The following is a 23,086-nucleotide window of genomic DNA, read 5'->3' on the forward strand; positions in this document are numbered from 1 at the left end:
TGCTGCCACTCCGTTCTTCTCACGGCCTTTAATGCAGCAATACACGGTCCCAGGCAGGACCGTGCATTCACCGATGTTACCACCGCGCAAACAGTAGATGACTCACATATCCGCAGTTCGGCGTTTTGCAAAGCGGCTATGGCGACCGCAGATATGCGGGTACGTCTGTGCCACAGCCGTATACGTCGGCCATCGCCGGTGGCTTGCTCGATTTCAATGTCGTGGTGACCAGGACGGTGTTCTGATCCGCGGGGGGCACCAGCACCTCCCGGCGACCGGTCTCGCTGCCATCGTTGGCCCTGATCCGCACGACGCAGTCCACCGGGCGCGAGGGATCGGCGCGGTAGACGCTGATCGTCACCGATGCCGTCTCGTCGTCGATCACCTGATAGCCGGCCAGCGTGCCTTTGACCGGGCCCGTGCCGATCTGCCGGTAGGCCAACAGGGCGATGCCGACTCCCGCCGCAAGGACCAGCACGGTGAGGCCGATGACGACGCGGCGCCGTGATCCCCGGGACAGCCGAGTGCGGCCGTAGCGTGCGGCGGGCCGGGAGGCGGAATCTTCGCTCACGTGCTCAGTCATGCCCTCGGGAGTTGTGGGGTACAGGAGAACTGGAAGTATAGGAGGCACTCACACGGTCGGTGGGCGGCCAACGGACGGAGATACAAGGGAGCTCGTGAGCAAACTGCGGTTGATGGCGGTGCATGCCCACCCCGACGACGAATCCAGCAAGGGTGCCGCGACGCTGGCGCGTTATGCCGATGAGGGCCATCGCGTCATGGTGGTGACGCTGACGGGCGGCGAGCGCGGTGAGATCCTGAACCCGGCGATGGACCTGCCTGACGTGCACGGACACATCCACGAGATCCGCCGGGACGAGATGGCCAAGGCCGCGGAGATCCTGGGCGTCGAACACCAATGGCTGGGTTTCATCGACTCAGGCCTGCCCAAGGGCGACCCGCCACCACCGTTACCGCAAGGCTGCTTCGCCCTGGTGCCGCTGGAAGAGTCCACCGAAGCGCTGGTGCGGGTGGTACGGGAGTTCCAGCCGCACGTGATGATCACCTACGACGAGAACGGCGGCTACCCGCACCCCGATCACATCCGCTGCCACGAGGTGTCCGTCAGTGCCTACGAGGCTGCCGCCGACTATCGACGGTTTCCAGACGCGGGGGAGCCCTGGTCGGTGTCCAAGCTGTACTACGTACACGGATTCCTGCGGGCCCGCATGCAGCTGCTGCAGGACGAGTTCGCCAAGCACGGACAGGAAGGTCCGTTCGCGAAGTGGCTCGAGCACTGGCTGCCCGAACACGACCACTTCGAGAAGCGCGTGACCACCCGCGTGGAGTGCTCGGCGTATTTCGGTCAGCGCGACGACGCGCTCATCGCGCATGCCACCCAGATCGACCCGAACGCCGAATTCTTCGCCGCGCCGATCGAATGGCAGGAGCGGCTCTGGCCGACCGAGGAGTTCGAGCTGGCCCGTTCGCGGGTACCCGCCCGCCTGCCTGAGACGGATCTGTTCGAGGGGATCGAGGAACCGTGAATCACTTTCTGCTCAGCGTGATTGCTGCCGGTCCGAAGAACAACGGGCCGGACTTCGGGAAGGCCAGTCCCCTCGGACTGGTGGTGGTCGTGTTGCTCGTCGTCGCCACCGTGTTTCTCGTTCGTTCGATGAACCGGCAGCTGAGGAAGGTCCCGGAGTCGTTCGATCGCGAGCACCCCGAGCCCGATCAGGCCGCCGACGAGGGCACTGACGTGATCGGCGGAGGCGAGCGCACCAGCCCCGACTCCGACGGGAAGCGGCCTCCCGGCTCGGCTCATGAGCCTGGCTGAGCCGTCCGGGACCAACACCCTCGGGCAGGCCACCAGTCCCTATCTGCGCCAGCACGCCGACAACCCGGTGCACTGGCGGCAGTGGAGTCCGGAAGCACTCGCCGATGCGGCGGAGCGCGACGTGCCGGTCCTGCTGTCCATCGGCTACGCGGCCTGCCACTGGTGCCACGTGATGGCCCACGAATCGTTCGAAGACGACGAGGTGGCCGCCGTCATGAACGCCGGGTTCGTCTGCATCAAGGTGGACCGGGAAGAGCGCCCCGACATCGACTCGGTCTACATGAACGCTACCGTCGCGCTGACCGGACACGGCGGCTGGCCGATGACGTGCTTCCTCACCCCGGACGGTCGGCCGTTCTTCTGTGGTACCTACTATCCCAAAGAGGCTTTTCTCCAACTACTTTCGGCTATCACCGAGGCGTGGATGCAACGCCGTGCAGAGGTCGAGGACGCGTCGCGTCACATCGCCGGGGAATTGCGCTCGATGGCGTCGGCGTTACCGGGTCCCGGACCGGCGATCGCACCCCAGTTGTGTGACGGCGCCGTCGCGGCCGTATTGCGCGATCAGGACCGGGTGCACGGCGGCTTCGGCACCGCTCCGAAATTTCCGCCGTCGGCGCTGCTCGAGGGCTTGCTGCGCAACTACGAACGCACCGGCTCGCGCGAAGCGCTGCGGGCCGTGGCGCATACCGGCAGTGCGATGGCGCGCGGCGGCATCTACGACCAACTCGCCGGCGGCTTTGCCCGCTACAGCGTCGACAGTGCCTGGGTGGTACCGCATTTCGAGAAGATGCTCTACGACAACGCGCTGCTGCTGCGCGCCTACGCACACTGGGCGCGCCGGACCGGGGACCGGCTGGCCCGACGGGTCGCCGCGCAGACGGCGCGATTTCTGCTTGACGACCTGGCCGACGGGGACATGTTCACGTCGTCGTTGGATGCCGATGCGGACGGCCGCGAGGGATCGACCTACATCTGGACACCGGCGCAGCTGACCGAGGTGCTGGGACTCAACGAAGGTCGTTGGGCTGCAACAGTTTTCGGTGTGTCGCGAGTGGGCTCCTTCGAGCACGGCGCATCGGTGCTGCAGTTGCTCAGCGATCCTGACGATCCCGCACGCCTGCAACGCGCCCGGGCTGCGTTGCACGCCGCCCGGCTCACCCGGGTACAGCCCGGACGCGACGACAAGGTCGTCACCTCCTGGAACGGGTTGGCGATCACTGCGCTCGCCGAAGCCGGCGTGGCACTGGATGATCCGGAGTTGGCGCGCGCCGCCCGGCGCTGCGCGACGGCGTTGCTGAATCTGCATGTCGTCCAGGGGCGGCTGCGGCGGGCGAGTCTGGGCGGGGTGGTCGGAGACAGTGCGGGCATCCTGGAGGATTACGCGATGTTGACCACCGGATTGCTGGCGCTGTACCAAACGAGCTCCGACGAGGCGTGGCTGGCCTCGGCAACCGGCCTGCTCGACGCTGCGGTCCAGCATTTTGCGGATCCACAACGACCCGGTCGCTGGTTCGACACCGCCGACGATGCCGAGCAACTCGTGCTGCGCCCCGCCGACCCGCTTGACGGGGCCACCCCCTCGGGCGCGTCGTCGATCGCCGAAGCGCTGCTTACCGCGGCGCACCTGGTGGAGGGCGATCGCGCCGAGCGCTATCTCGACCTGGCCGGGCAGACGCTGGACGCGCATTCGGTGCTGCTGGCACGCGCCCCGCGCTCGGCAGGACACTGGCTTGCCGTGGCCGAAGCCGCGGTGCGCGGGCCGCTGCAGATCGCGGTCGCCTGCACCGGCCCGCCGTCGCCGTTGCTCACCGATGCCCGGCGGCTGGCACCCGGCGGGGCGATCGTCGTTGGGGGTGCGCCGGATTCGTCGCCGCTGCTGGCCGGACGCGACCTGGTGGCCGGGGCCGATGCCGCCTACCTGTGCCGGGGCCGCGTCTGCGACCTGCCGGTCACCAGCGCGGACCAACTCGCGGACGCCCTGGGTGTACCCGGGTAGTAGCGTGCGTCACATGCCGAACAGCGCCGACAGGACCCAAGCGATCACCGACACGGTCCACCGCTACATCGCCGCGGTGACCAGCGGCAGCGCCGAAGATCTGGCCGCCTTCTATGCCGACGACGCCACCCTCGAGGACCCGGTGGGCGGTGAGGTGCACATCGGCACCCGGGCGATCCAGGGTTTCTACTCGTCGGTGACGGGGGTAGAGCGCGAGTGCGAATTGGTCACCCTGCGCGTTTCGGGCAACGAGGCGGCGTTCCACTTCCGGCTGACCATCACCGCCGGCGACAACAAGATGCGGATCGAACCGATCGAGACGATGGTCTTCGATGCCGACGGGAAAGTCGCCGCGATGAAGGCCTACTGGTCACCGGCGGACGTGACGCAACTCTGAGGCGTCAGAAGACCACGAACCACATCGCGATGTAGTGGCAGATCGCCGCGACAGCTGTGCAGGCGTGGAAGAACTCGTGGTATCCGAAGGTCGACGGCCACGGGTCGGGCCATTTCAGGGCGTAGAGAATCCCGCCGATGCTGTAGAGCGCGCCACCGACGAACAGCAAGACCATGGCCGCCACCCCGGCGTTGTGCAGGATTGTGCCGGTGTACCAGACCGCGACCCAGCCCAGCAGGATGTACAGTGGCACGCCCACCCAGCGCGGTGCGGTCGGCCAGAGCATCTTCAGGGTGACCCCGGCCAGCGCTCCGCCCCAGACGATCGCCAGGACGACGTGCCCGTCGTGGCCGGGCAGCGCCAGTAGCGCAAAGGGCGTGTAGCTGCCGGCGATGAAGATGAAGATCATCGAGTGATCCGCCCGCTTCATCCACATGCGTGCGGTGGCTGATTTCCAGTTCACCCGGTGATAGGTGGCGCTGACGGCGAACATAAAGATCGTGGCGAACGTGTAGAGCATCGTCGCCAGGCCGGCCTTGGTGGAATCCAGCGCCCAGGACACTGCGATCAGCGATGCGCCGGCAAAAACGGCCGCACCGGCCGAGTACACGTGGATCCAGCCGCGGAAGCGGGGCTTGTGCAGGGCCTTGACGACGCCCTCGACGATCTGGTGCGCGGCGTTGGCCGGTGATGGGCCGTCTGATACTGGTTCTGTGCTGGTGAGCGTGCTGGTTTGGCTGCTCATTGCTCCTGATGCCCCGCCCTGTGAGTTCGGTGGTGTCTCCGTTCAGGGTAGCGGGACTGCCTGAGAGAGGCCCGGTAGACGCGGCGTGATATTGCCCTAAAAGGCAGCCGGTATTTCGGATCGGTCACAGTAGTGTGGATCCTCGTGGAGATCATCCCGCCGCGGATCAAGGAGCCGTTGTACCGGCTGTACGAGCTGCGGCTTCGGCAGGGATTGGCCGCGTCGCGATCCGAGCTGCCGCGTCACATCGCGGTGTTGTGCGACGGGAACCGGCGGTGGGCGCGCAGCCTCGGGTATGACGACGTCAGCGTCGGCTATCGGATGGGTGCGGTCAAGATCGCCGAGATGTTGCGATGGTGCCAGGAAGCTGGGATCGAGATGGCCACCGTCTATTTGCTGTCCACCGAGAACCTGCAGCGCGACCCCGACGAGCTCGCCGCACTGATCGAAATCATCACCGACGTCGTCGAGGAGATCTGCGCCCCCGCCAACCGCTGGAGCGTCCGAACCGTCGGTGACTTGGAGTTGCTGGGCCAAGCGCAGGCGCGCCGGTTGCGCGGAGCGGTGGATTCCACGCCGCAGAACGCTTCGTTTCACGTCAACGTCGCGGTCGGGTACGGCGGCCGCCAGGAGATCGTCGACGCGGTCCGCGCATTGCTGAGCAAAGAACTTGCCAACGGCGCCACCGCTGAGGAACTCATCGAGGCGGTGACGGTCGAGGGCATCTCGGAAAATCTCTACACCTCGGGGCAGCCCGACCCCGACCTGGTGATCAGGACGTCGGGGGAGCAGCGGCTGTCCGGCTTTCTGCTGTGGCAAAGCGCCTATTCGGAGATGTGGTTCACCGAGGCGCACTGGCCGGCCTTCCGCCGCGTCGACTTCCTACGCGCCCTGCGCGACTACAGCATGCGCAACCGCCGGTACGGCAAGTAGCTGCGAAGCCCGCGCAATAGGCCCGTGACACACTGGTTGCATGGCTGCGCTGTCGGCGGTGGTGTTCACGCTCAGCGGTTGGCTCGGGCTATACCTGCTGGCCCGTGACCCGCGCAAGCCGGTGCTCGTGCTGGCGGCGATCGGGCTGTGCGGTTTCGCTGTGGTGGTGGCTGTGGACGCGGTGCGCTTGACCAGCGTGACGCACGCCCAGTTGCTCAGCCAGTTGGAGGTCTACCTGGTCGCGATTCCGGGAGTGGCGTGGTTCGCGGTACTCGTCGAACTGGCCCGTCCGTCCGACAGCCCGCGGAGCCGAACGAGCGAAGTGTTACTCATCTCAGGTGTCGCCGCGCTGACCCTGTTGGCCGCGGCAATGGCCGGCAGTGTCACCGGTCCACTGCGGCTAGGGCACTGGCTGATGTTCGCTGTCATCTCGGTGTCCACGTTGGGTGCGATGGCCGCCAACGTACTGCGGCCCGCTCGGCCCGCCCCCGTTACCGGAGCCGTGGTCATCGCGACGCTGTTTTTCGCGTTGGCCAACGCCATCCTGATCATTCCGCTGGGACTGGCGCCGAGTTGGATTGCGCTAGCGTCGACGGGTTTCGATGTGCTGCTACTCGGGGTGGCGGTGGCCCTGTGGGACGCCTTCGACGAAGGACAGGCATTGCGCGCCGACATGCTGCGCTCATTCGCCGGCTGTATAGCAGTCTCCTTGCTGTTTGGCGGTCAGGCGCTGGTCGGCCTGGCGGTGACCCGCACCGAGCCCGCCGCGCAGACTGCGCTCACGGTGCTGCTGTTCACCAGCCTGGCGATCGCGATCAACGTCCAGGTGCTAGCGAACCCCTTGGCAGGAATGCTGGACCGGCTGGCCTTCTCCCGATCACCTGAGTTGCGGGCCAACCGGGCCGCGTTGCGTGACGCGGGTGCCGCGCTGCCGCTGCGGTCGGACGATCCCCTGGTCGACGTCGACGACGACACGTTCGTTCGACTCACCCGCCGAGCGCTCGGTCATTACGGCGACCTCACCAAGTTGGTCGCGAGCCCGCTAACCGCTCTGCCGGTGATCGATGCGCGGCTGGCCGCCCGGGGCGCACCCGATCACCCGGTGGAGCGTGCCAACGAACTCAAGGCGGTGCTCGCCGACGGCATCGCGCGGCTCAAGCCCCGCGACGGGGGCGACTTTGGCACCACCGAGGAATGGCGGTATTACAACTGCCTGTATTTCCCGTATGTGGTCGGTGTGCGGGCCTACGCCCAGAACGCCACTGCCGCCGGACTGGATTCCACGGCGCGACAAGCCTGGCAGTGGCTGGTCACCGAGGTACCGCAGCGCTCCCTGCACAATTGGCAGAACGCGGCGGCCCGGTTGATCGCCGCAGACCTGCGCGGGCGGGTCACCGCCACCAGCGACTGACACGAAATTTAGTTGACCAGAACGGGTGACCTGGGCTTTGGGTGGGTTAGGCGGATTCGGTGAGTAGTTCCAGTGTGACGCGGTAGCCGAGGGCTTGGAGTTGGTTGACCGCTCGTGTTTTGGCAGCGGCGGGTCGGAGTGCGGTGTAGTAGTCGGCGCCGGGGTCGCGGTAGAAGTCGCCGTTGGTGAGTAGGTTCCAGGCGGCGATGACCATCGCGTGTTCGACGGCGACGATGGCGCGCATCGGTCCGCGGCGGGCGGCGATGCGTTTGTATTTCGCGGAGAAGTAGGTGTTCTTCGAACGTGCCGCCGAGAGCGCGGCGATTCCGAGTACGCCTTTGAGGTAGCGGTTGCCGGGCCGGGTCTTGGTGGACTTCACCCGGCCGGCGGACTCGTTGGATCCCGGGGACAATCCGGCCCAGGATGCCAGGTGCCCGGCGGAGGGGAACACGCTCATGTCGGCGCCGGTTTCGGCGATGAAGACTTCCGCGACGATGCGGGAGAACCCGGGGATGCTGATCAGCAGGTCCCGGGCGGGGCGAAAGGGCTCCATCACCCGCCTCGATGCGCTCATCGAGGCGGGTGATGTCGGCGCTGTGCGTGTCGATGCGGTCCAGGAACAGCCGGGCCATGAACCCGTGGTGGTCGGTGAACCGGCCGGTCAGCGCTGCGGTCAGGGCGGGGATCTTCGAGCGCAGCCGGCGTTGGGCCAACTCAGCCAGCGCAGCGGGGTCGCGTTGGCCGGCGATCAGCGCTTCGAGCATGGCCCGCCCGGACACCCCGGTGATCTCGGTGGCCACCGAGGATGCCAGCGTCTTCGAGTAGCTTCTCGAGCCGTTGGACTTCGCGGGTGCGTTCGCGGGTGATCGCCGTGCGGGTGCGGGTCAGGTCCCGCAACGCCCGGATCGGGGCCGGGGGGACGAAGGATGCCTTCACCAGCCCGTGGGCGCCCAGATCGGCCAGCCACGCCGCATCGGAGACGTCGGTCTTTCGGCCGGGCAGGTTACGCACCGAGGCGGCGTTGACCAAGACCACGTCCAAGCCGTCGTCGAGCAGGTAGTAGAACGGTTTCCAGTAGTCGCTGGTCGACTCGATCACCACGCAACTGATCTTCTGCGCGATTAGGTGCTCGCGCAGCGCCAGGATCTGCCCCGTCGTGGCACCCCAGGTGCTCACCGTCGCTGACCTCGCGCGTGCGCTCTGGCCCTGGATCCGCACGCAGACCTTCGCGTCCTTCTTCGAACAGTCAATCCCTGCGCACCGCGGATGTATGACTTCCATCACTGACCACTTCCTCGCGACACTCGTATTCCGCTGCATTGGAGGGTGTTTCGGGGAGAGCGGGGTGAAACAGGAATCTGACACTCGTGCTCGCAGGCAACATTGCACGGTACCCGTGGACAAAATTGTGCCCTCCGCCCCACGCTAGCCTGCGGGCTCAGCGGCAACATAGTCCGACCGGGGTCGACCGAAACACCCCTTCAGCATTACCTCGGAGTTGGTCGGACACAACCACCTGCCAACCGCAGCTGACAGGGGACTTTTCGTCCACCACGGAGGAGCGCAACGCCCCCGAGTCGCTAGCTAGGTGGTCGATGAACCCGGTTACGTGCGCTGCGGTGACGACGTCGAAGTCGAGCGCGTCGGCGGGAATCCGGAGTGTGGTGGTCAGGTACTTCAGCAGCATCCGCCAGGTATCGCGGTAGGAGGCGATGGTGTTGGCTGCCACGTCACGCTGGATAGGGGCGGAGGTCGCGAAGTAGGTTTGCAGACTAATGGCCAAGGCGTTCATAGCATTTCACTTTCGGAGATGGGTTCGAGCTTGCCGGCGGCCAGGGCCATGAGTTCCCCGGTCGCGGTCAGATACCAGTAGGTGTGGGCGGCATCGGAGTGCCCCAGCCAGGTGGCCAGCAGCGAGAGCACCCGGTCGGGGTCACCGCCGTGGGCATAGGCCGCGGTCTGTGCACGGTGGCGAAGGTGAAGCCGTGTAGACGGGGGCCGTGCCCTCCCGCGAACAGCGAGGCCAGCGGCTTCCCGGACTCGTTTGAACAAGGACTGAAATGACACCTAGGGGCCTGTATGGCTTTCTGGCGTGGTGGCGCAGGGCTTTTGCGATGTTGTCGTGGACGTCGAGGCGGAGTAGTCCGATCGCGGCGTTGCGCAGGGCGGCCATGACGTGGGGTCGGTTGCCGGTGCGGATTTGGGAGTGGTCTTCGCGTAGGTGACGTCTCGCACGCAGCTGCTCCACAGCGGGAACTACGGGCTAAATTAGAACGCGATGACCTCAATCGCCTTCTCGACAACAGCATTGGGTTCCTCAACCCAGCTCGGGCCCGGCATCAACGCACGACTTGTCAGATCGAATTAGCGGAGCGAGGTGTTTGATGTCATTTGCGATGGTGGCGCCCGAGCGGTTGCTGTCGGCCGCTGCCGAGGTGGCCGGTATCGGTTGTGCGCTCAATGATGCCAACGCCGCGGCAGCTGCCCAGACCGTGGGCGTGCTGGCGTCTGCGCAAGATGAGGTTTCGGCGGCCATTGCGGCGTTGTTCAGCTCGCATGCTGTGGAGTATCAGATCGTCAGCACTCAGGCGGCGGCGTTTCACCGGCAGTTCCTCTCAGCGTTGGCGTCAGGTGCGAAATCGTATGCGGGAGCCGAGGCCGTCACCGTCGAACAGATGCTGCTGAACGCGATCAATGCGCCTACCCAAACGTTGTTGGGCCGTCCGCTGATCGGCAATGGCGTCAACGGTGCGCCGGGTACCGGGCAAGATGGTGGGCCCGGCGGACTGCTGTGGGGCAACGGCGGCAACGGGGGGTCCGGTGTGGCTGGTGTTGGTGGGCGCGGCGGCAACGGCGGCGCCGCGGGGCTGATTGGCAACGGCGGCAGCGGTGGTGTCGGTGGGGTTCACGCCGCCGGCGCCGGCGGCATGGGCGGTGCGGGCGGTAACGGTTGGCTGTTCGGTAATGGTGGCGCCGGGGGCGCCGGCGGAGTGGGCACCACGGTCAGCGGCAACGGTGGTACCGGAGGCAGCGGCGGGGTCTTCGGTAGTGGTGCCAGCGGGGGCGTAGGCGGCGCTGCGGTGACCGGTGGGCTCGCCGGCAAAGGGGGCGCCGGCGGTGACGCGGGGCTGATCGGCAACGGTGGGGATGGCGGCGCCGGTGGGGTCGGCGGTGCTGGAGCCAATGGAGTCAACCCCACGCCCAACCAGACCAGCCAGGCGCCAGACGGTAAGAGTGGCGCCGCCAACGTAGTCGGCAGCGGCGAACCCGGCCGCAACGGACAGTCCGGTGCCCTCGTGGCCGGGCAGGCCGGTGGCAACGGCGGCGCCGGTGGCGACGGCGCAGACTTCGCCAATGGCCCGGTGACCGGGGGCAACGGGGGCAATGGCGGCAACGGCGGCACCGGTGCGCCTGGCGGTAACGGGGGAGCAGGTGGTGTCGGCGTCAACGCGGGCGCTGGAAACGCCTTCGGGGGCAACGCAGGTAACGGAGGGGATGGTGGCGCCGGAGCCCCGGGTGGTGCCGGTGGCGACGGGGGCCTCGCCTCGCCTGCCGGTACGGGTGCCGGTTTCGCGGGCAATGGCGGAGCAGGAGGACGTGGCGGCACGGGCGCCGCCGGCGGCGCCGGCGGCCAAGGCGGCCCGGAAAGCAACCAAGGCGGCACTCCCGGGGGCGGGGGCAACGGCGGTTCGGGTGGTCTGGGCGCCAATAACGCTGGTACCGGCGGACCCGGCGGCGTTGGGGGTGCCGGTGGTCGTGGTGGGCTGCTGGCCGGCATCGGCGGCAACGGAGGTGCTGGCGGTGCGGGTGGTGTCGGTGGCACCGGCTCATCAGGCGGCGGTGGCGGCGCGGGAGGAGACGGTGGCGTCCTACTTAGCGGCGACTTCGGTGGTGACGGCGGTGACGGAGGCGACGGCGGCGCAGGTGGTGCGGGCGGTACTGGTGGCATCGGTGGCGCCGGCGGCGCGGCCGGCGCTGGTGGATTGATCGGCTTTTCCGGTGTGGACGGCGCAGGCGGCGCCGGGGGTGGCGGAGGAGCCGGTGGCACCGGCGGTGCGGGAGGCGCAGCCGGATCTGGGGTAGTTAATGGTAACCCCGGCAATCCTGGAGGGTTTGGCGCCGCTGGGGCCGATGGTCAACCGGGCTGACACCCGGCTAGAGGACGGCCAGCATATGCCAACCCGCGCAACGCTTTCTGGCCAATCGCTGCAGAGCTCACGAATGTGACTGCACAGCGACATATTCCGAGCGCCTGGCGGCGCTCTAGTCGCGTGGAGTGGCGCTGTGGGACGTGTTGCGAAGCTGCCGCCGGACCGGCAGTGCGGACGCCGCAATCGATCCGAATAGCATGGTGGCCAACGACTTTGACTGGCTGTTCGGTCCCTATCCGACGGTCACGCGGATGTATTTCAACGGCGCGGCGGCCGCCCGGTTGCTCGAGCAGCTGATACAGCACACAACTACGGTCACGTCTCGCCAGCTGCCCTCGACCAGCCCGGCGCATGCAATCCCGCGGGCGGCCAAACTCGCCGCCTGGGCCCACTGATCGAGGCCGGCTCCTGACACCAGCGCGGCCTCGGCCGTTCGCAGCGCGGCCATGCGCTGGTCGGAGAAGACGGAGCACAGACGGGCGATGGACCGGGTGCGCGCTTCGAGTCGCTCCGGATGGGCCATGGCATCCGCATCGTCGCTGAGACCGCGCAGCAAGCGGGGCAGACAACTCGCCGGCCAGCATTCGGGCCTTTCCGCCCGCCTTTCCGCCCACCGGCAAACGCGAGATCGCGAGAACCGGCTGCCGCCGCGTCCTCCGCGCGGCCCAGCACCGTACGAACATGTCTTGCATGTGCTGGGCGATTGCAGCCGGTCGAGCACCGCCGTCCGAATCTACGAAGACGACGATTATCTGGCAATCCTCGACATCGGGCCGTCCACCCGCGGCCACACCGCGGGTACTACTTCCCGCCAAACAGCGTGGATCTTGGCCACGCCCCGGCGGCCGAGTGGCCAGTCGATCTTGCCTTCGACACCGGGCGAGACTTGCAGGCCACGCGCTCGATAGGTGCGGCACTGGATCAGGCCCGATGTTGGCTGCTGCGGCGGCGTGCGATGGACTTGCGACCCAGTTAGGTTCGGCGGCGTCCTCGTTCGGCTCGCTGACTTCGGACCTGGTCGGGGCTTCGTGGCAGGGCACCACGTCGCGCGCGACGACCTCTGTGGCCGCACGGTATGTGCAGTGGCTGAGCACCGTCGCGGTCGAAGCGGAGGTCGCGACTAAGCCGCTGCCGGTGAACCACCGGCCCGTCCTCATCGTGGTGTGCTTGGAATGCGCGCATGAAAGTCATGCGCGCGCGGATGGAGCACGCATGACAGCGAAAATGGCACCGGCGAAGATTGTGCGGGGCATAGAAATTGCCCGGCATCGCCTCGATCGGCTGCATCGGCGGCTGGTTCCGCCGCCGGTGGCGATGCTGGAAATGATCATGGAAACGTGGGCTGCCCAGGCCATCACCGCGGCGGCCGACCTCGGCATCGCGGACGCGCTGGCCAACGGGCCGCTGACGGTGCAGGAGCTGGCGGCCGCGGTCGACGCCGACGCCGACGGTCTGGGACGGCTTCTTCGAGCCCTGATACCGCGCGGCATCTTCCGTCAGCGCCACGATGGCCGCTACGACTTGACCCCGCTGGCAAGCGCCCTGCGTAGCGACGCTGACGTGTCGTTGGCCGGTTTTGCCCGATGGTTGGGTTCTCCGCAGCACCGCGAGCATTGGAGCCACCTGACGGGCGCGATCCGAACCGGGCGCGCCGTGGCCCCCGACCTGCGCGGCATGCCTTTCTTCGACTACCTGGCCGGACAGCCGGACCTGGCCGAAATCTTCAACCAGGCCATGTCGAGCGGCTCCGAACTTGCGATCGCATCGGTGATCGCCGGCTACGACTTCAGCCCGTACGCCACGGTCGTCGACGTCGGCGGCGGGCAGGGCCGGCTGCTGGCGGCAATCCTGGCTGCCACGCCGCACGCACACGGCACCCTGTTCGATCTACCCCAGGTGGTGGCCGGAGCCCCGGCAGTGCTGGAGAAACACGCAGTGGCCGACCGGGTGCAGATTGCGGAGGGATCCTTCTTCGATCCTGGCGCCGTGCCTGGCGGTGGTGATGCGTACGTGCTCAAGAACGTGATCCACGACTGGCCCGACGACGAGGCGTTGCACATCCTGCGCAACGTGCGCAAGGCCGCCGATGTGGGCAGGACCGTGCTGCTGGTCGAACTGGTGATTCCCCCACACGACCGCGAGTTTCCCGGCAAGTGGCTGGACCTGGAAATGTTGGTCTTGACCTCCGCCCGTGAGCGCACCGCATCCGAATACGAGCGACTCCTCACACGGGCCGACTTTCAGATGACACGGGTCGTCCAGACGGCGTCAGCGTTCAGTGTCGTCGAGGCGCAAGCGGTCTAGGAGGGCGCTCAATAGTGGGCGATCCCGGGGCGGGAGGAGCGCCGACAAAGGCCCTCGTTGCGGCATGAGGCGGATCGTCGACGTCGGTGGTGGCGATGTTCGGTCGCCGCGGGGGCGACCCCGCAGGTGAAATAGCTGTTCAGCGGGTGCGTGGCAGTAACTGGCAGCGCCGTGGGTCGATCTGGCAGTGCGCGAAGGGCACCGTCAACGGTGTTCGACCCGAACCAACGCCCCCCAAGCCCAAGGAGATCCGAACATGACCGCAATTTCCGGTGTGCAGGCCCGTCCGCTGTCCGACTCCAATGACTCGCTGCTTCGGTTCGCGATGCGAGCCGACGCCACCTTGACGGGATTGATGGGCCTGGCCGTCGCCGCCGCTGCCGACCCGGTTTCGCGGCTGACGGGTCTGACGTCCGGCCAGGAATACAGCATGGGCGCTTTTTTCGTCCTCTACGGACTGGCGGTCTTCAGCCTGGCCGCGTTACCGAACCTGCGTCGCGCCGGACTTGGTGTGGTCGTGGCAAATCTGCTCTACACGGTCGCGGCGATCGTTGCCGCGGAGTTGGTGCCGTTGACGACAGTGGGGGTCGCCGCGACGCTGGCCAGCGGCGTCTACACGCTGGTGTTCGCGGGCCTGCAGTACCTAGGAGTGCGCCGCCTGGCGGCATAGCTCCCCTTCCCGCCGATACGGGGCGCCTCCGCTGAAGTAGTTGCGGACCGCGTTCCGTATCGGCCAATTACAGCCTGCGGCCGGGCAGCCGATCGATATACTTGCCTCTTCTGGCGTTGCCGCGGGCCAGATGGCGACGCCAGCCAAGATGCTGGGAGAAGGCGCTTATGTCTTTCGTAAATACGGCGCCAGACATGGTAGCGGCAGCGGCCACAGACTTAGAGAATCTCGGCTGGAAGATCAATGCGGCCAATGCGGCTGCGGCGCTCCCGACTACTGGTGTGGTGGCAGCCGCAGCCGACGAAGTGTCAGCAGCCATTGCTGCGGTGTTCGGCGCGCAGGGCCAGAGTTTTCAGGTCCTCAGTGGTCAGGCTGCGGCGTTTCATGCCCAGTTTGTGCAGGCATTGAACGCTGTCGGGATTGCGTATGCGAGCGCCGAGATCGTCAATGTCCAGCAGAGTCTGCTGAATGCGGTGAATTCGCCCACCGAGGCGCTGCTTGGACGTCCACTGGTCGGCAATGGCGCCAACGGCGGGCCGGGGCAGGCAGGTGGCCCGGGTGGACTGCTGTTCGGGAACGGGGGCAACGGTGGAAACGGCGGAGCCGATCAGCCCGGTGGTGCCGGCGGGGCAGCGGGCCTGATCGGAAACGGCGGCAACGGGGGGAACGGCGGCGTCGGCAGTGGCGGAACAGGGGCTGGCCTAGCCGGGGGTGCCGGTGGCGCTGGAGGGTTGCTGTGGGGAACCGGGGGAAGCGGGGGTGCGGGCGGTCACGCCGTCGCAGGCTCCGGTGGCCTCGGCGGTGCCGGCGGCAATGCCTTCCTGTTCGGGCAAGGTGGTGGCGGGGGGGACGGTGGCAAGGGCGGTGGCGACGGCCAACCCGGTGGCTCAGGAGGCGACGGCGGCAATGGCGGGCTTTCCTACGGTGACGGCGGCGCGGGCGGCAAGGGCAGTTCCGGCGGCGGTCGCGGCAGCTTGGGCGGCAATGGGGGCAACGGCGGCGACGCCAGGCTGATCGGAAACGGCGGAAACGGCGGAGACGGAGCTAATGGCGGGATCGGCGGGGCCGGGGGTAGCGCCGGGATTCTGCTGGGGATGCCTGGCAAGCACGGCGCATCGCCAATTTGATCTTGGGCTCGTTGCTACAGCAACCGCAGCCGGTTGATGGAGTGATCGGCATTCTTGCGCAGCACCAAGGTCCCCTGAGGCCGCGTCGGCAGGAACCGCGACGCGTAGCACTGCTCGATGTCCTCGATCCGGGCGTCTACGTATAGCGAGAAGTCGAACAGATCCGACACCATCAACGTCGGACCGGCTTGCAGGACGTTCAGCCCTTCCAAGATCAGGATGTCTGGATGCGGGGCCAGTGGTCGATTCGCCGACGGCCACACTGCCCGCCACGCCGATGATGAACGGCACCGGACGGTCGCGGCTTTGCTGCGGCTCGCCGAGGAATTCCGCCGGTGTCTGCGAACAAGCGCTGGCGTGCGGCGACGTGAAGGTGAATGAGCCGGGCCAGCGGCAGGTAGACCTCTTCGACTTCCATTAGATCGGTCTACCCGCCGAGGCCGCGCAGACCGACCAGTTCTTCTTCGGTCAGGGTCAGCGGTGTCGACATGCGGAGCGCGCGCCATTGCCGTCGGTCGAACTCGACATAGGGGCTCGGCTCGCTCGGCCGCGTCAGGCCGACAGGGTTGTCACGCGTCGACGTCGTCGACCACAAAGACCGCCCACGCGTACGCGGCGTCCGTCTCTTGGAAAAGGATCTCGTGGCTCATCATTCGCCTCCTTATCGCTAGTGAAGTGCCAAGCCGAAATGCCCAGCTACACCACGATGCCTCGTCTCACGCGCGTGCGTTATCCCCCGGTCGGTGGCCGGCGGGACGAATTTCGGCTAGTACGACCGGCGGACAACGGGGGTCCGCCATTCGGGCGACACCGGCCGGTCAGGCCAGGCTGGCACCGAACCACGACTTGAGCGAGCGGTCGAGTTCGTCCAGGTCGGGCGTCTGCGACGAGGACGCCCAGGCCACATAGCCATCGGGACGTACCAGCAACGCCGTCGCCGAAAGTCCATCAACCGGACGGCCCGCTGCGACGATGACCCGGTCCGTGATGGCGGCGGCCGCGGTGTTCACCACACCCAGCTCGGTCAGATCAATCAGCAACGGCTTCCCGGACCGGGCGAGTTCCGCGATGCGGGTCGTTCCAACGGAGTTCGCGACAGCCGAGTCGGGCACCCAGCGCCCGACGAGAGGATGGTTGCCGGAGCCGGTCGCGTAGCAAATATCGGCGCCCGACACTAGGTCCCCGAGGTGACGGACGACATCCGGCTGCGCCAGCAATTCGCTGAAGAGCTCGCGCAAGGCGTTGATTTCGGCTCCGGGGCGAATGAGCGCCAGTTGGGCGCGGCTGTGCATGAGCACCCGCTCGGCGGCAGGCCGGCGCTCCACTTCGTAGGTGTCGAGAAGCTCGGCGCCGACGCGCTTGTCGAGTACTGCCGCCAGCTTCCAGCCGAGGTTGACCGCATCCTGCAGACCCAGATTGAGTCCTGGTCCGCCGAGCGGCGGTTGCACGTGCGCGGCATCGCCCACCAGAATGACCCGGCCCAGCCTGTATTGCGACGCGATCCTGGAGTTCACGCCGCGGTAACGACGCAGATCGGGTGGCATGTCAGCGGATTCGAGCTGCAGCGGCACAGGTACGCCGAGCACGCGCTCGATGCTGGCTTCCTGTTCGGCGATGCTCGCCGGCCCGTTGTCGCCGTCGCTCACGTCAGGCTTCTCGCGCGGTGCGCTATCCAATTCGATAGTGAATGCCCCGGCACGGTCCGTCAGCTTCAGGCCCCACCCGAAGATGCCCCGCTCGGTGCGAAAGTATTGCCGCGGCGGGATCGCGCCGAACCCTGGGACGTTCAGCGCTTCGGTGCCGGGATCAATCCAGTCCAGGGGCGGCAACACTCCGAACGTCACATGCTCGGTCACGTCGTACGACGACATCCCCGGGAAATCGATGCCGGCCAGCTTGCGCGTGAGACTCGAACCGCCGTCGGCGCCGACCAGGTATTCGGCTGATACCTCATAGGGCCCCTCCGGGCCCGCGACGTGCACCACGACGCCGTCGTCGGCTTGTTCGAAGTCGGTCAAGGTGTGACCCCAGCGAAAGTCGACGTGAAATTTCCGGGCGGCGGCGACCAGCACCTCGATGAGCCTGGGCTGCTCCACCCGCAGCGTGTACAGCTGATGATTCGGCAGCTCGGCGAAACCGAATCCGAAGCCGGCGAAAAACGAGCCGGGGGCCGGCCGCGGGGGATCTGTGGTTTCCGCGAGTGTGTGGTACAGGCCGCGGTGATCAAAGATCCGGACTCCTTGGCCGACGATGCCCGCGGCACGTGGCTGCATGTTGGGTCCGGGACTTTTGTCCAACAGCACCGGCCGGATGCCGGCCAGTCCGAGTTCGCAGGCCAGCATCAACCCGTTCGGGCCACCCCCGGCGATCACCACATCAGCCACGGGCGGGAATCTACCGGAACGCGACGGCGGGTCACCCGCGCATGAGCCGACGCCAAAACCTCCGACGGATCACCGGTGTCGGGCGCCGTGCGGAAAGCAATCAGACCTTGCTGCGTGGTGGCTTGTGCTTCGGCGCTTATGCACATTGCACAGGAATGGTCGATGCCGACCATTGTTGTCGACGCGGGCTACAGCTTGCGCAACCTCAGCCGATTGATGGAGTGATCGGCGTCCTTGCGGAGCACCAGGGTGGCTCGCGGCCGGGTCGGCAAGATGTTCTCGACCAGGTTGGGCCGGTTGATCGACCGCCAGATCTCCTTCGCCGCGACGACGGCCTGCGGATCGGATAGCGCCGCATAGTGGTGGAAGTGTGATTCGGGGTTGGCGAACGAGGTGCTGCGCATCGCCAGGAACCGTGACACGTACCACTGCTCGATGTCTTCGATGCGGGCATCCACGTAGAGCGAGAAGTCGAACAGATCTGACACCATCAGCGTCGGACCCGTCTGCAGCACGTTCAGACCTTCCAGGATCAGGATGTCGGGATGGCGCACCACGTGCTTGGCGCCGGGGATGATGTCGTAGCGCAGATGTGAGTAGACCGGCGCGCAGGCGTAATCGGATCCGGACTTCACCGAAGTGACGAACCGCATCAACGCCCGGCGGTTGTAGCTCTCAGGAAAGCCTTTGCGGTGCATAAGGTTTCGTCGTTCAAGCTCCGCGTTGGGGTAGAGGAAACCGTCGGTGGTCACCAGGTCGACCCGGGGATGGTGATCCCAGCGCGCCAGTAGCGCCTGCAGTACGCGCGCCGTGGTGGATTTGCCGACGGCCACGCTGCCCGCCACGCCGATGATGAACGGCACCGGACGGTCGGGGTTTTGCTGCGGCTCGCCGAGGAACTCCGCGGTGGCGGCGAACAGTCGTTGACGGGCGGCCACTTGCAGATGGATGAGCCGGGCCAGCGGAAGGTAGACCTCTTCGACCTCCAGTAGGTCGATCTGTTCGCCGAGCCCGCGCAGGCCGACCAGTTCTTCTTCGGTGAGGGCCAGCGGGGTCGCCATGCGGAGCGCGCGCCATTGCCGTCGGTCGAACTCGACATAGGGGCTCGGCTCGCTCGGCCGCGGCATGGTGCAAGTCTCTCAGCAACGAGGGCGGCACTTACCGTGGGGCCGGTGAAAACGCGGCTCAGCTGTGCAATATGGGCATCGATAGACTGAAGCCCGTGACTGCTACTCCTGGTGCCCGCGTTACTTCGTCCGTTATGTCCGCCCCGCTGGCCGAGGTCGACCCCGACATTGCAGAGCTCCTGGCCGAGGAACTCGGGCGGCAACGCGAGACCCTCGAGATGATCGCCTCGGAGAACTTCGTGCCGCGCTCGATATTGCAGGCCCAGGGCAGCGTGCTCACCAATAAGTACGCGGAGGGCTTACCGGGCCGGCGGTACTACGGCGGTTGTGAGCATGTCGACGTGGTCGAGAACATCGCGCGCGATCGGGCCAAGCAGCTGTTCGGCGCCGATTTCGCCAATGTGCAGCCACATTCGGGCGCCCAGGCCAATGCCGCCGTGCTGCATGCGCTGATGTCGCCCGGCGAACGTCTGCTGGGCCTGGACTTGGCCAACGGTGGCCATTTGACCCACGGCATGCGCCTGAATTTCTCGGGCAAGCTGTACGAGAACGCCTTTTACGGGGTCGATGCGACGACGCATCTGATTGATATGGACGCGGTGCGGGCACAGGCGCTGGAGTTTCGCCCGAAGGTGATCATCGCCGGCTGGTCGGCTTACCCGCGCATCCTCGACTTTGCGGCGTTCCGGTCGATCGCCGACGAAGTGGACGCCAAGCTGTGGGTGGACATGGCGCATTTCGCCGGTCTGGTCGCCGCGGGGCTGCACCCATCGCCCGTGCCGCACGCCGATGTGGTGTCGACCACGATTCACAAGACGCTCGGCGGGGCCCGCTCGGGCATGATCCTGGGCAAGCAGGCCTATGCCAAGGCCGTCAACTCCGCGGTGTTCCCGGGCCAGCAGGGTGGACCGCTGATGCACGTCATCGCGGGTAAGGCGGTCGCACTGAAAATCGCCGGCACGCCCGAATTCGCGGAGCGCCAGCAGCGCACGCTTTCGGGTGCGCGCATCATCGCGGAGCGACTGCTGGCCGACGATGTCGCCAAGGCGGGCGTATCGGTCGTCAGCGGCGGTACCGATGTGCACCTCGTGCTGGTTGACCTGCGTAACTCGCCACTCGACGGTCAGGCCGCCGAGGATCTGCTGCACCAGGTCGGTATCACGGTGAACCGCAACGCCGTCCCCAACGACCCGCGGCCGCCGATGGTGACGTCGGGTCTGCGCATCGGTACCCCCGCGCTGGCCACCCGGGGGTTCGGGGACACCGAGTTCGCCGAGGTCGCCGACATCATCGCCACCGCGCTTGCTGCCGGCACTTCAGCGGACGTATCTGACCTGGGGGCCCGGGTGACGCGGCTGGCCAGGGAGTTTCCGTTGTACGAGGGAATCGAAGACTGGACCCTGGTGGGGCGTTAGCTCCTCCCTCGCGCAGTCGCAAAATCCCCCTTTCCGGCATCGAAAAGGGGATTTTGCGTCTGTCCGGACAGGAGGGCGCGACACGCCAACAGGAATTTGAAAGAACCTGTAAATGCGGGTTACAGTAACCGCATGGCACAGAAACCTGTCGCTAATGCGCTGACCCGCGAACTCGAGCCCGTGGTGGAGTCCCTGCTGGCCCACCACCTCGCCACCGAAGAGATCTGGTTCGCCCACGATTACGTACCGTTCGATCGCGGTGAGAACTTCGCGTTCCTCGGCGGGCGCGACTGGGATCCGTCCCAGGCGACGCTGCCCCGGCCGATCACCGACGCGTGCGAAGTCATGCTGCTGCTGAAGGACAACCTGGCGGCCCATCATCGCGAGTTCGTCGAACACTTCATCCTCGAGGACTACTGGGGCCGCTGGATCGGTCGCTGGACGGCCGAGGAGCACCTGCACGCCATCGCGCTGCGGGAATACCTGGTGGTGACCCGCGAGGTCGACCCGACCGCCAACGAAGAGGCCCGAGTCGAGTACGTGATGAAGGGCTACCGCGCGGAGAAGTACTCGCAGATCGACACCCTCGTCTACATGACCTTCTCTGAGCGCGCCTACGGCACGTTCTGCCGCAACCTGGCCGCGCAGATCGAGGAACCCATCCTGGCCGGACTTATCGACCGGATCGCCAGAGACGAAGCACGGCACGAGGAGTTCTTCGCCAACCTGATCACTCACCTGTTGGACTACTCGCGTGATGAGGTGATCGAGGCGATCGCCGCGCGTGCCGCCGAGCTCGACGTTCCGGGCGCCGACATCGATGCCTATCGAGACAAGTTGCAGGCAGTTGCCGACGCCGGCATCTTCGACCGGGGCCAACTGGAGCAGGTGATCTCCGAGCGGATCACGGCGTGGGGCCTGGCCGATGAGCCTGCGCTGAAGCGATTCGTCAGCGACTAGCACGGCTGAGATTTGTTGCGGTTGCGTGTCTCGATAGTGTCTCGGCGCGCCTGCGCTGCAGGGGTGCGACGGCAAGGGTAGCGTCGGCGTTGATGGCCAGCGATTTGCTCTGCTGCCAGGGCGGCACCTTCCGTCACGACTACGGTCGTCGAACAGGCAGGACCGGCCCCGGTCCTGGTGCCGCGGCCCCCGCCGACACGCTCTGGTGGGTCCGCCCGGGCGTTATTCGCTCGAGGAGCGCCCCGTGACCGAAACCCGGACGTACGTGCTTGACACCTCCGTTCTGCTGTCCGACCCGTGGGCATGCAGCCGGTTCGCCGAGCACCAGGTGGTGGTTCCGCTGGTGGTGATCAGCGAACTGGAAGCCAAACGCCACCACCATGAACTGGGCTGGTTCGCGCGCCAGGCGTTGCGCCTGTTCGACGATCTGCGACTGGAACACGGTCGACTCGATCAGCCGATTCCCGTTGGCACACAGGGTGGTTCACTGCATGTCGAGTTGAATCACACCGACCCGTCGGTGCTTCCCGCGGGCTTCCGGACCGACAGCAACGACTCGCGCATCTTGAGTTGCGCGGCCAATCTCGCGGCAGAGGGCAAGCGAGTGACGCTGGTGAGCAAGGACATTCCGCTGCGGGTCAAGGCCGCCGCGGTCGGTCTGGCCGCCGACGAGTATCACGCGCAGGACGTCGTCGCCTCCGGATGGTCCGGCATGCACGAGATCGAGACGGCCGCCGAAGACATCGCCGCACTGTTCTCCGACGGCGAGGTCGACCTGGCTGAGGCGCGGGACCTGCCGTGCCACACCGGCATTCGCCTGCTCGGCGGAAGCTCGCACGCGCTGGGCCGGGTCACCCCGGCCAAACGGGTACAGCTGGTCCGGGGCGACCGCGAGGTGTTCGGGCTCCGGGGCCGCTCCGCGGAACAGCGGGTGGCCCTGGACCTGCTGCTCGACGAATCGGTGGGCATCGTGTCCCTCGGCGGCAAGGCAGGCACCGGCAAGTCCGCCCTGGCGTTGTGCGCAGGGCTGGAAGCGGTGCTGGAACGTCGCACCCAGCGCAAAGTGGTCGTCTTCCGCCCGCTGTATGCCGTAGGCGGCCAGGAGTTGGGTTACCTGCCCGGCAGCGAGAGCGACAAGATGGGCCCGTGGGCGCAAGCCGTCTTCGACACGCTCGAAGGCCTGGCCAGCCCGGCCGTGCTGGATGAGGTGCTGTCTCGCGGCATGCTCGAGGTACTGCCACTGACGCACATCCGGGGCCGTTCGCTGCACGACTCGTTCGTCATCGTCGACGAAGCCCAGTCCCTCGAGCGCAATGTGCTGCTGACCGTGCTGTCGCGCCTGGGCACCGGTTCCCGGGTGGTGTTGACGCACGACATCGCGCAGCGCGACAACCTGCGGGTCGGACGGCACGACGGTGTCGCCGCGGTGATCGAGAAGCTCAAGGGCCACCCGCTGTTCGCCCACATCACCCTGTTGCGCAGCGAGCGGTCACCGATTGCCGCGCTGGTCACCGAGATGCTCGAGGAAATTACCGGACCGCACTGACGGTGCCTCCGCGGCGTTCAGGTGTGCGTCCACGGCGGAAAATCCGTCGGAATCGCGCCCTGTACGCACACCGGAAGCCG

At 66.8% G+C, this 23,086-nt stretch carries 19 protein-coding genes and 5 pseudogenes; 15 read left to right on the forward strand and 9 right to left on the reverse strand.

The features are described 5' to 3' along the window. Nucleotides 1–136 precede the first annotated feature (136 nt). Entirely contained in the window at nt 137–571 is a 435-nt protein-coding gene (locus ACX9NE_RS02810; protein WP_459360061.1) for a DUF4307 domain-containing protein, read from the reverse strand. 106 nt (nt 572–677) lie between these two features. Here ACX9NE_RS02810 and mca point away from each other — a divergent pair, with 106 nt between their 5' ends. Genes mca through ACX9NE_RS02830 form a run of 4 tightly spaced genes read left to right on the forward strand, consistent with a single transcriptional unit; the run spans nt 678 to nt 4,233 of the window. Next, nucleotides 678–1,547: a mycothiol conjugate amidase Mca gene (mca, locus tag ACX9NE_RS02815; protein ID WP_459359899.1), complete on the forward strand. Its 870-nt coding sequence runs from the start codon at nt 678–680 to the stop codon at nt 1,545–1,547. Next, complete coding sequence (locus ACX9NE_RS02820) at nt 1,544–1,837, forward strand: hypothetical protein (RefSeq protein WP_459359898.1); 294 nt, start codon at nt 1,544–1,546, stop codon at nt 1,835–1,837. The genes mca and ACX9NE_RS02820 overlap by 4 nt, the downstream gene beginning before the upstream one ends. Next, the gene (locus tag ACX9NE_RS02825) at nt 1,824–3,836 is read left to right on the forward strand and encodes a thioredoxin domain-containing protein (protein WP_459359897.1); all 2,013 of its coding nucleotides are present in this window, start codon (nt 1,824–1,826) and stop codon (nt 3,834–3,836) included. Before ACX9NE_RS02820 ends, ACX9NE_RS02825 begins: the two co-directional genes overlap by 14 nt. 13 nt (nt 3,837–3,849) lie before the next feature. After that, nucleotides 3,850–4,233 (forward strand): nuclear transport factor 2 family protein, encoded by a 384-nt coding sequence (locus ACX9NE_RS02830; protein WP_459359896.1) that lies wholly within the window; start codon nt 3,850–3,852, stop codon nt 4,231–4,233. A gap of 4 nt (nt 4,234–4,237) precedes the next feature. Here ACX9NE_RS02830 and trhA read toward each other — a convergent pair whose 3' ends face one another. Further along, complete coding sequence (gene trhA, locus ACX9NE_RS02835) at nt 4,238–4,978, reverse strand: PAQR family membrane homeostasis protein TrhA (RefSeq protein WP_459359895.1); 741 nt, start codon at nt 4,976–4,978, stop codon at nt 4,238–4,240. Nucleotides 4,979–5,122: 144 nt separating this feature from the next. Between trhA and ACX9NE_RS02840 the strand changes: the two genes are divergently transcribed. Next, nucleotides 5,123–5,911 carry a (2Z,6E)-farnesyl diphosphate synthase gene (locus tag ACX9NE_RS02840; protein WP_459359894.1) on the forward strand — a complete coding sequence of 263 codons (789 nt, stop codon included), beginning with the start codon at nt 5,123–5,125 and terminating at the stop codon, nt 5,909–5,911. Between the two features lie 40 nt (nt 5,912–5,951). After that, complete coding sequence (locus tag ACX9NE_RS02845; protein ID WP_459359893.1) at nt 5,952–7,322, forward strand: hypothetical protein; 1,371 nt, start codon at nt 5,952–5,954, stop codon at nt 7,320–7,322. Between the two features lie 46 nt (nt 7,323–7,368). Here the strand turns inward: ACX9NE_RS02845 and ACX9NE_RS02850 are convergent. The 3 genes and pseudogenes from ACX9NE_RS02850 to ACX9NE_RS02860 all read right to left on the reverse strand — a co-directional run bounded on the left by ACX9NE_RS02850 (nt 7,369) and on the right by ACX9NE_RS02860 (nt 9,245). Continuing rightward, nucleotides 7,369–8,603, reverse strand: a pseudogene (locus ACX9NE_RS02850) (IS110 family RNA-guided transposase). 157 nt (nt 8,604–8,760) lie between these two features. Next, nucleotides 8,761–9,114, reverse strand: coding sequence for a hypothetical protein (locus ACX9NE_RS02855; RefSeq protein ID WP_459359892.1), 354 nt, complete (start codon nt 9,112–9,114; stop codon nt 8,761–8,763). Beyond that, nucleotides 9,111–9,245 (reverse strand): hypothetical protein, encoded by a 135-nt coding sequence (locus ACX9NE_RS02860; protein WP_459370680.1) that lies wholly within the window; start codon nt 9,243–9,245, stop codon nt 9,111–9,113. The genes ACX9NE_RS02855 and ACX9NE_RS02860 overlap by 4 nt, the downstream gene beginning before the upstream one ends. 461 nt (nt 9,246–9,706) lie before the next feature. Between ACX9NE_RS02860 and ACX9NE_RS02865 the strand changes: the two genes are divergently transcribed. Together ACX9NE_RS02865 and ACX9NE_RS02870 are read left to right on the forward strand one after the other, a co-directional pair. After that, the gene (locus tag ACX9NE_RS02865; RefSeq protein ID WP_459359890.1) at nt 9,707–11,470 is read left to right on the forward strand and encodes a PE family protein; all 1,764 of its coding nucleotides are present in this window, start codon (nt 9,707–9,709) and stop codon (nt 11,468–11,470) included. Nucleotides 11,471–11,673: 203 nt separating this feature from the next. Continuing rightward, entirely contained in the window at nt 11,674–11,868 is a 195-nt protein-coding gene (locus tag ACX9NE_RS02870) for a hypothetical protein (protein ID WP_459360074.1), read from the forward strand. 14 nt (nt 11,869–11,882) lie between these two features. Here ACX9NE_RS02870 and ACX9NE_RS02875 read toward each other — a convergent pair. Next, nucleotides 11,883–12,047: pseudogene (locus ACX9NE_RS02875) on the reverse strand (amidase); the annotation flags it as partial. 116 nt (nt 12,048–12,163) lie between these two features. On the opposite strand from ACX9NE_RS02875, the pseudogene ACX9NE_RS02880 reads away from it, so the two are divergent. The 4 genes and pseudogenes from ACX9NE_RS02880 to ACX9NE_RS02895 all read left to right on the forward strand — a co-directional run. Beyond that, nucleotides 12,164–12,583, forward strand: a pseudogene (locus tag ACX9NE_RS02880) (PPE domain-containing protein); the annotation flags it as partial. 102 nt (nt 12,584–12,685) lie between these two features. Then, nucleotides 12,686–13,777, forward strand: a complete 1,092-nt coding sequence (locus ACX9NE_RS02885) for a methyltransferase (protein ID WP_459360060.1) — start codon at nt 12,686–12,688, stop codon at nt 13,775–13,777. A gap of 256 nt (nt 13,778–14,033) precedes the next feature. After that, the gene (locus ACX9NE_RS02890) at nt 14,034–14,447 is read left to right on the forward strand and encodes a hypothetical protein (RefSeq protein ID WP_459359889.1); all 414 of its coding nucleotides are present in this window, start codon (nt 14,034–14,036) and stop codon (nt 14,445–14,447) included. A gap of 167 nt (nt 14,448–14,614) precedes the next feature. Then, nucleotides 14,615–15,562 (forward strand): annotated as a pseudogene (locus ACX9NE_RS02895) (PE family protein); the annotation flags it as partial. Between the two features lie 26 nt (nt 15,563–15,588). On the opposite strand, the pseudogene ACX9NE_RS02900 reads toward ACX9NE_RS02895, so the two are convergent. From ACX9NE_RS02900 to coaA, 3 genes and pseudogenes are all read right to left on the reverse strand, one after another. Then, nucleotides 15,589–16,130 (reverse strand): annotated as a pseudogene (locus ACX9NE_RS02900) (type I pantothenate kinase). A gap of 262 nt (nt 16,131–16,392) precedes the next feature. After that, entirely contained in the window at nt 16,393–17,958 is a 1,566-nt protein-coding gene (locus ACX9NE_RS02905) for an FAD-dependent monooxygenase (protein ID WP_459359888.1), read from the reverse strand. A gap of 188 nt (nt 17,959–18,146) precedes the next feature. Then, complete coding sequence (gene coaA / locus ACX9NE_RS02910; protein WP_459359887.1) at nt 18,147–19,085, reverse strand: type I pantothenate kinase; 939 nt, start codon at nt 19,083–19,085, stop codon at nt 18,147–18,149. A 134-nt stretch (nt 19,086–19,219) separates the two neighbouring features. Here coaA and glyA point away from each other — a divergent pair, with 134 nt between their 5' ends. From glyA to ACX9NE_RS02925, 3 genes are all read left to right on the forward strand, one after another. Beyond that, the gene (gene glyA, locus ACX9NE_RS02915; protein ID WP_459359886.1) at nt 19,220–20,500 is read left to right on the forward strand and encodes a serine hydroxymethyltransferase; all 1,281 of its coding nucleotides are present in this window, start codon (nt 19,220–19,222) and stop codon (nt 20,498–20,500) included. A 132-nt stretch (nt 20,501–20,632) separates the two neighbouring features. Further along, a complete protein-coding gene (locus ACX9NE_RS02920; RefSeq protein WP_459359885.1) occupies nt 20,633–21,460 on the forward strand; it encodes an acyl-ACP desaturase in 828 nt (275 codons plus the stop codon). A gap of 244 nt (nt 21,461–21,704) precedes the next feature. Continuing rightward, complete coding sequence (locus tag ACX9NE_RS02925; RefSeq protein ID WP_459359884.1) at nt 21,705–23,006, forward strand: PhoH family protein; 1,302 nt, start codon at nt 21,705–21,707, stop codon at nt 23,004–23,006. Nucleotides 23,007–23,086: the final 80 nt, after the last annotated feature.

The sequence above is a fragment of the Mycobacterium sp. ML4 genome (assembly GCF_054515735.1).

Bases quoted from the DNA above. Each gene is read 5' to 3' on its own strand.
- ACX9NE_RS02885 (WP_459360060.1), top strand. From the start codon at position 12,686: ATGACAGCGAAAATGGCACCGGCGAAGATTGTGCGGGGCATAGAAATT.
- trhA (WP_459359895.1), bottom strand. From the start codon at position 4,978: ATGAGCAGCCAAACCAGCACGCTCACCAGCACAGAACCAGTATCAGAC.
- ACX9NE_RS02920 (WP_459359885.1), top strand. From the start codon at position 20,633: ATGGCACAGAAACCTGTCGCTAATGCGCTGACCCGCGAACTCGAGCCC.
- ACX9NE_RS02865 (WP_459359890.1), top strand. From the start codon at position 9,707: ATGTCATTTGCGATGGTGGCGCCCGAGCGGTTGCTGTCGGCCGCTGCC.
- ACX9NE_RS02845 (WP_459359893.1), top strand. From the start codon at position 5,952: ATGGCTGCGCTGTCGGCGGTGGTGTTCACGCTCAGCGGTTGGCTCGGG.
- ACX9NE_RS02825 (WP_459359897.1), top strand. From the start codon at position 1,824: ATGAGCCTGGCTGAGCCGTCCGGGACCAACACCCTCGGGCAGGCCACC.
- ACX9NE_RS02890 (WP_459359889.1), top strand. From the start codon at position 14,034: ATGACCGCAATTTCCGGTGTGCAGGCCCGTCCGCTGTCCGACTCCAAT.
- ACX9NE_RS02855 (WP_459359892.1), bottom strand. From the start codon at position 9,114: ATGAACGCCTTGGCCATTAGTCTGCAAACCTACTTCGCGACCTCCGCC.
- glyA (WP_459359886.1), top strand. From the start codon at position 19,220: ATGTCCGCCCCGCTGGCCGAGGTCGACCCCGACATTGCAGAGCTCCTG.
- coaA (WP_459359887.1), bottom strand. From the start codon at position 19,085: ATGCCGCGGCCGAGCGAGCCGAGCCCCTATGTCGAGTTCGACCGACGG.
- ACX9NE_RS02830 (WP_459359896.1), top strand. From the start codon at position 3,850: ATGCCGAACAGCGCCGACAGGACCCAAGCGATCACCGACACGGTCCAC.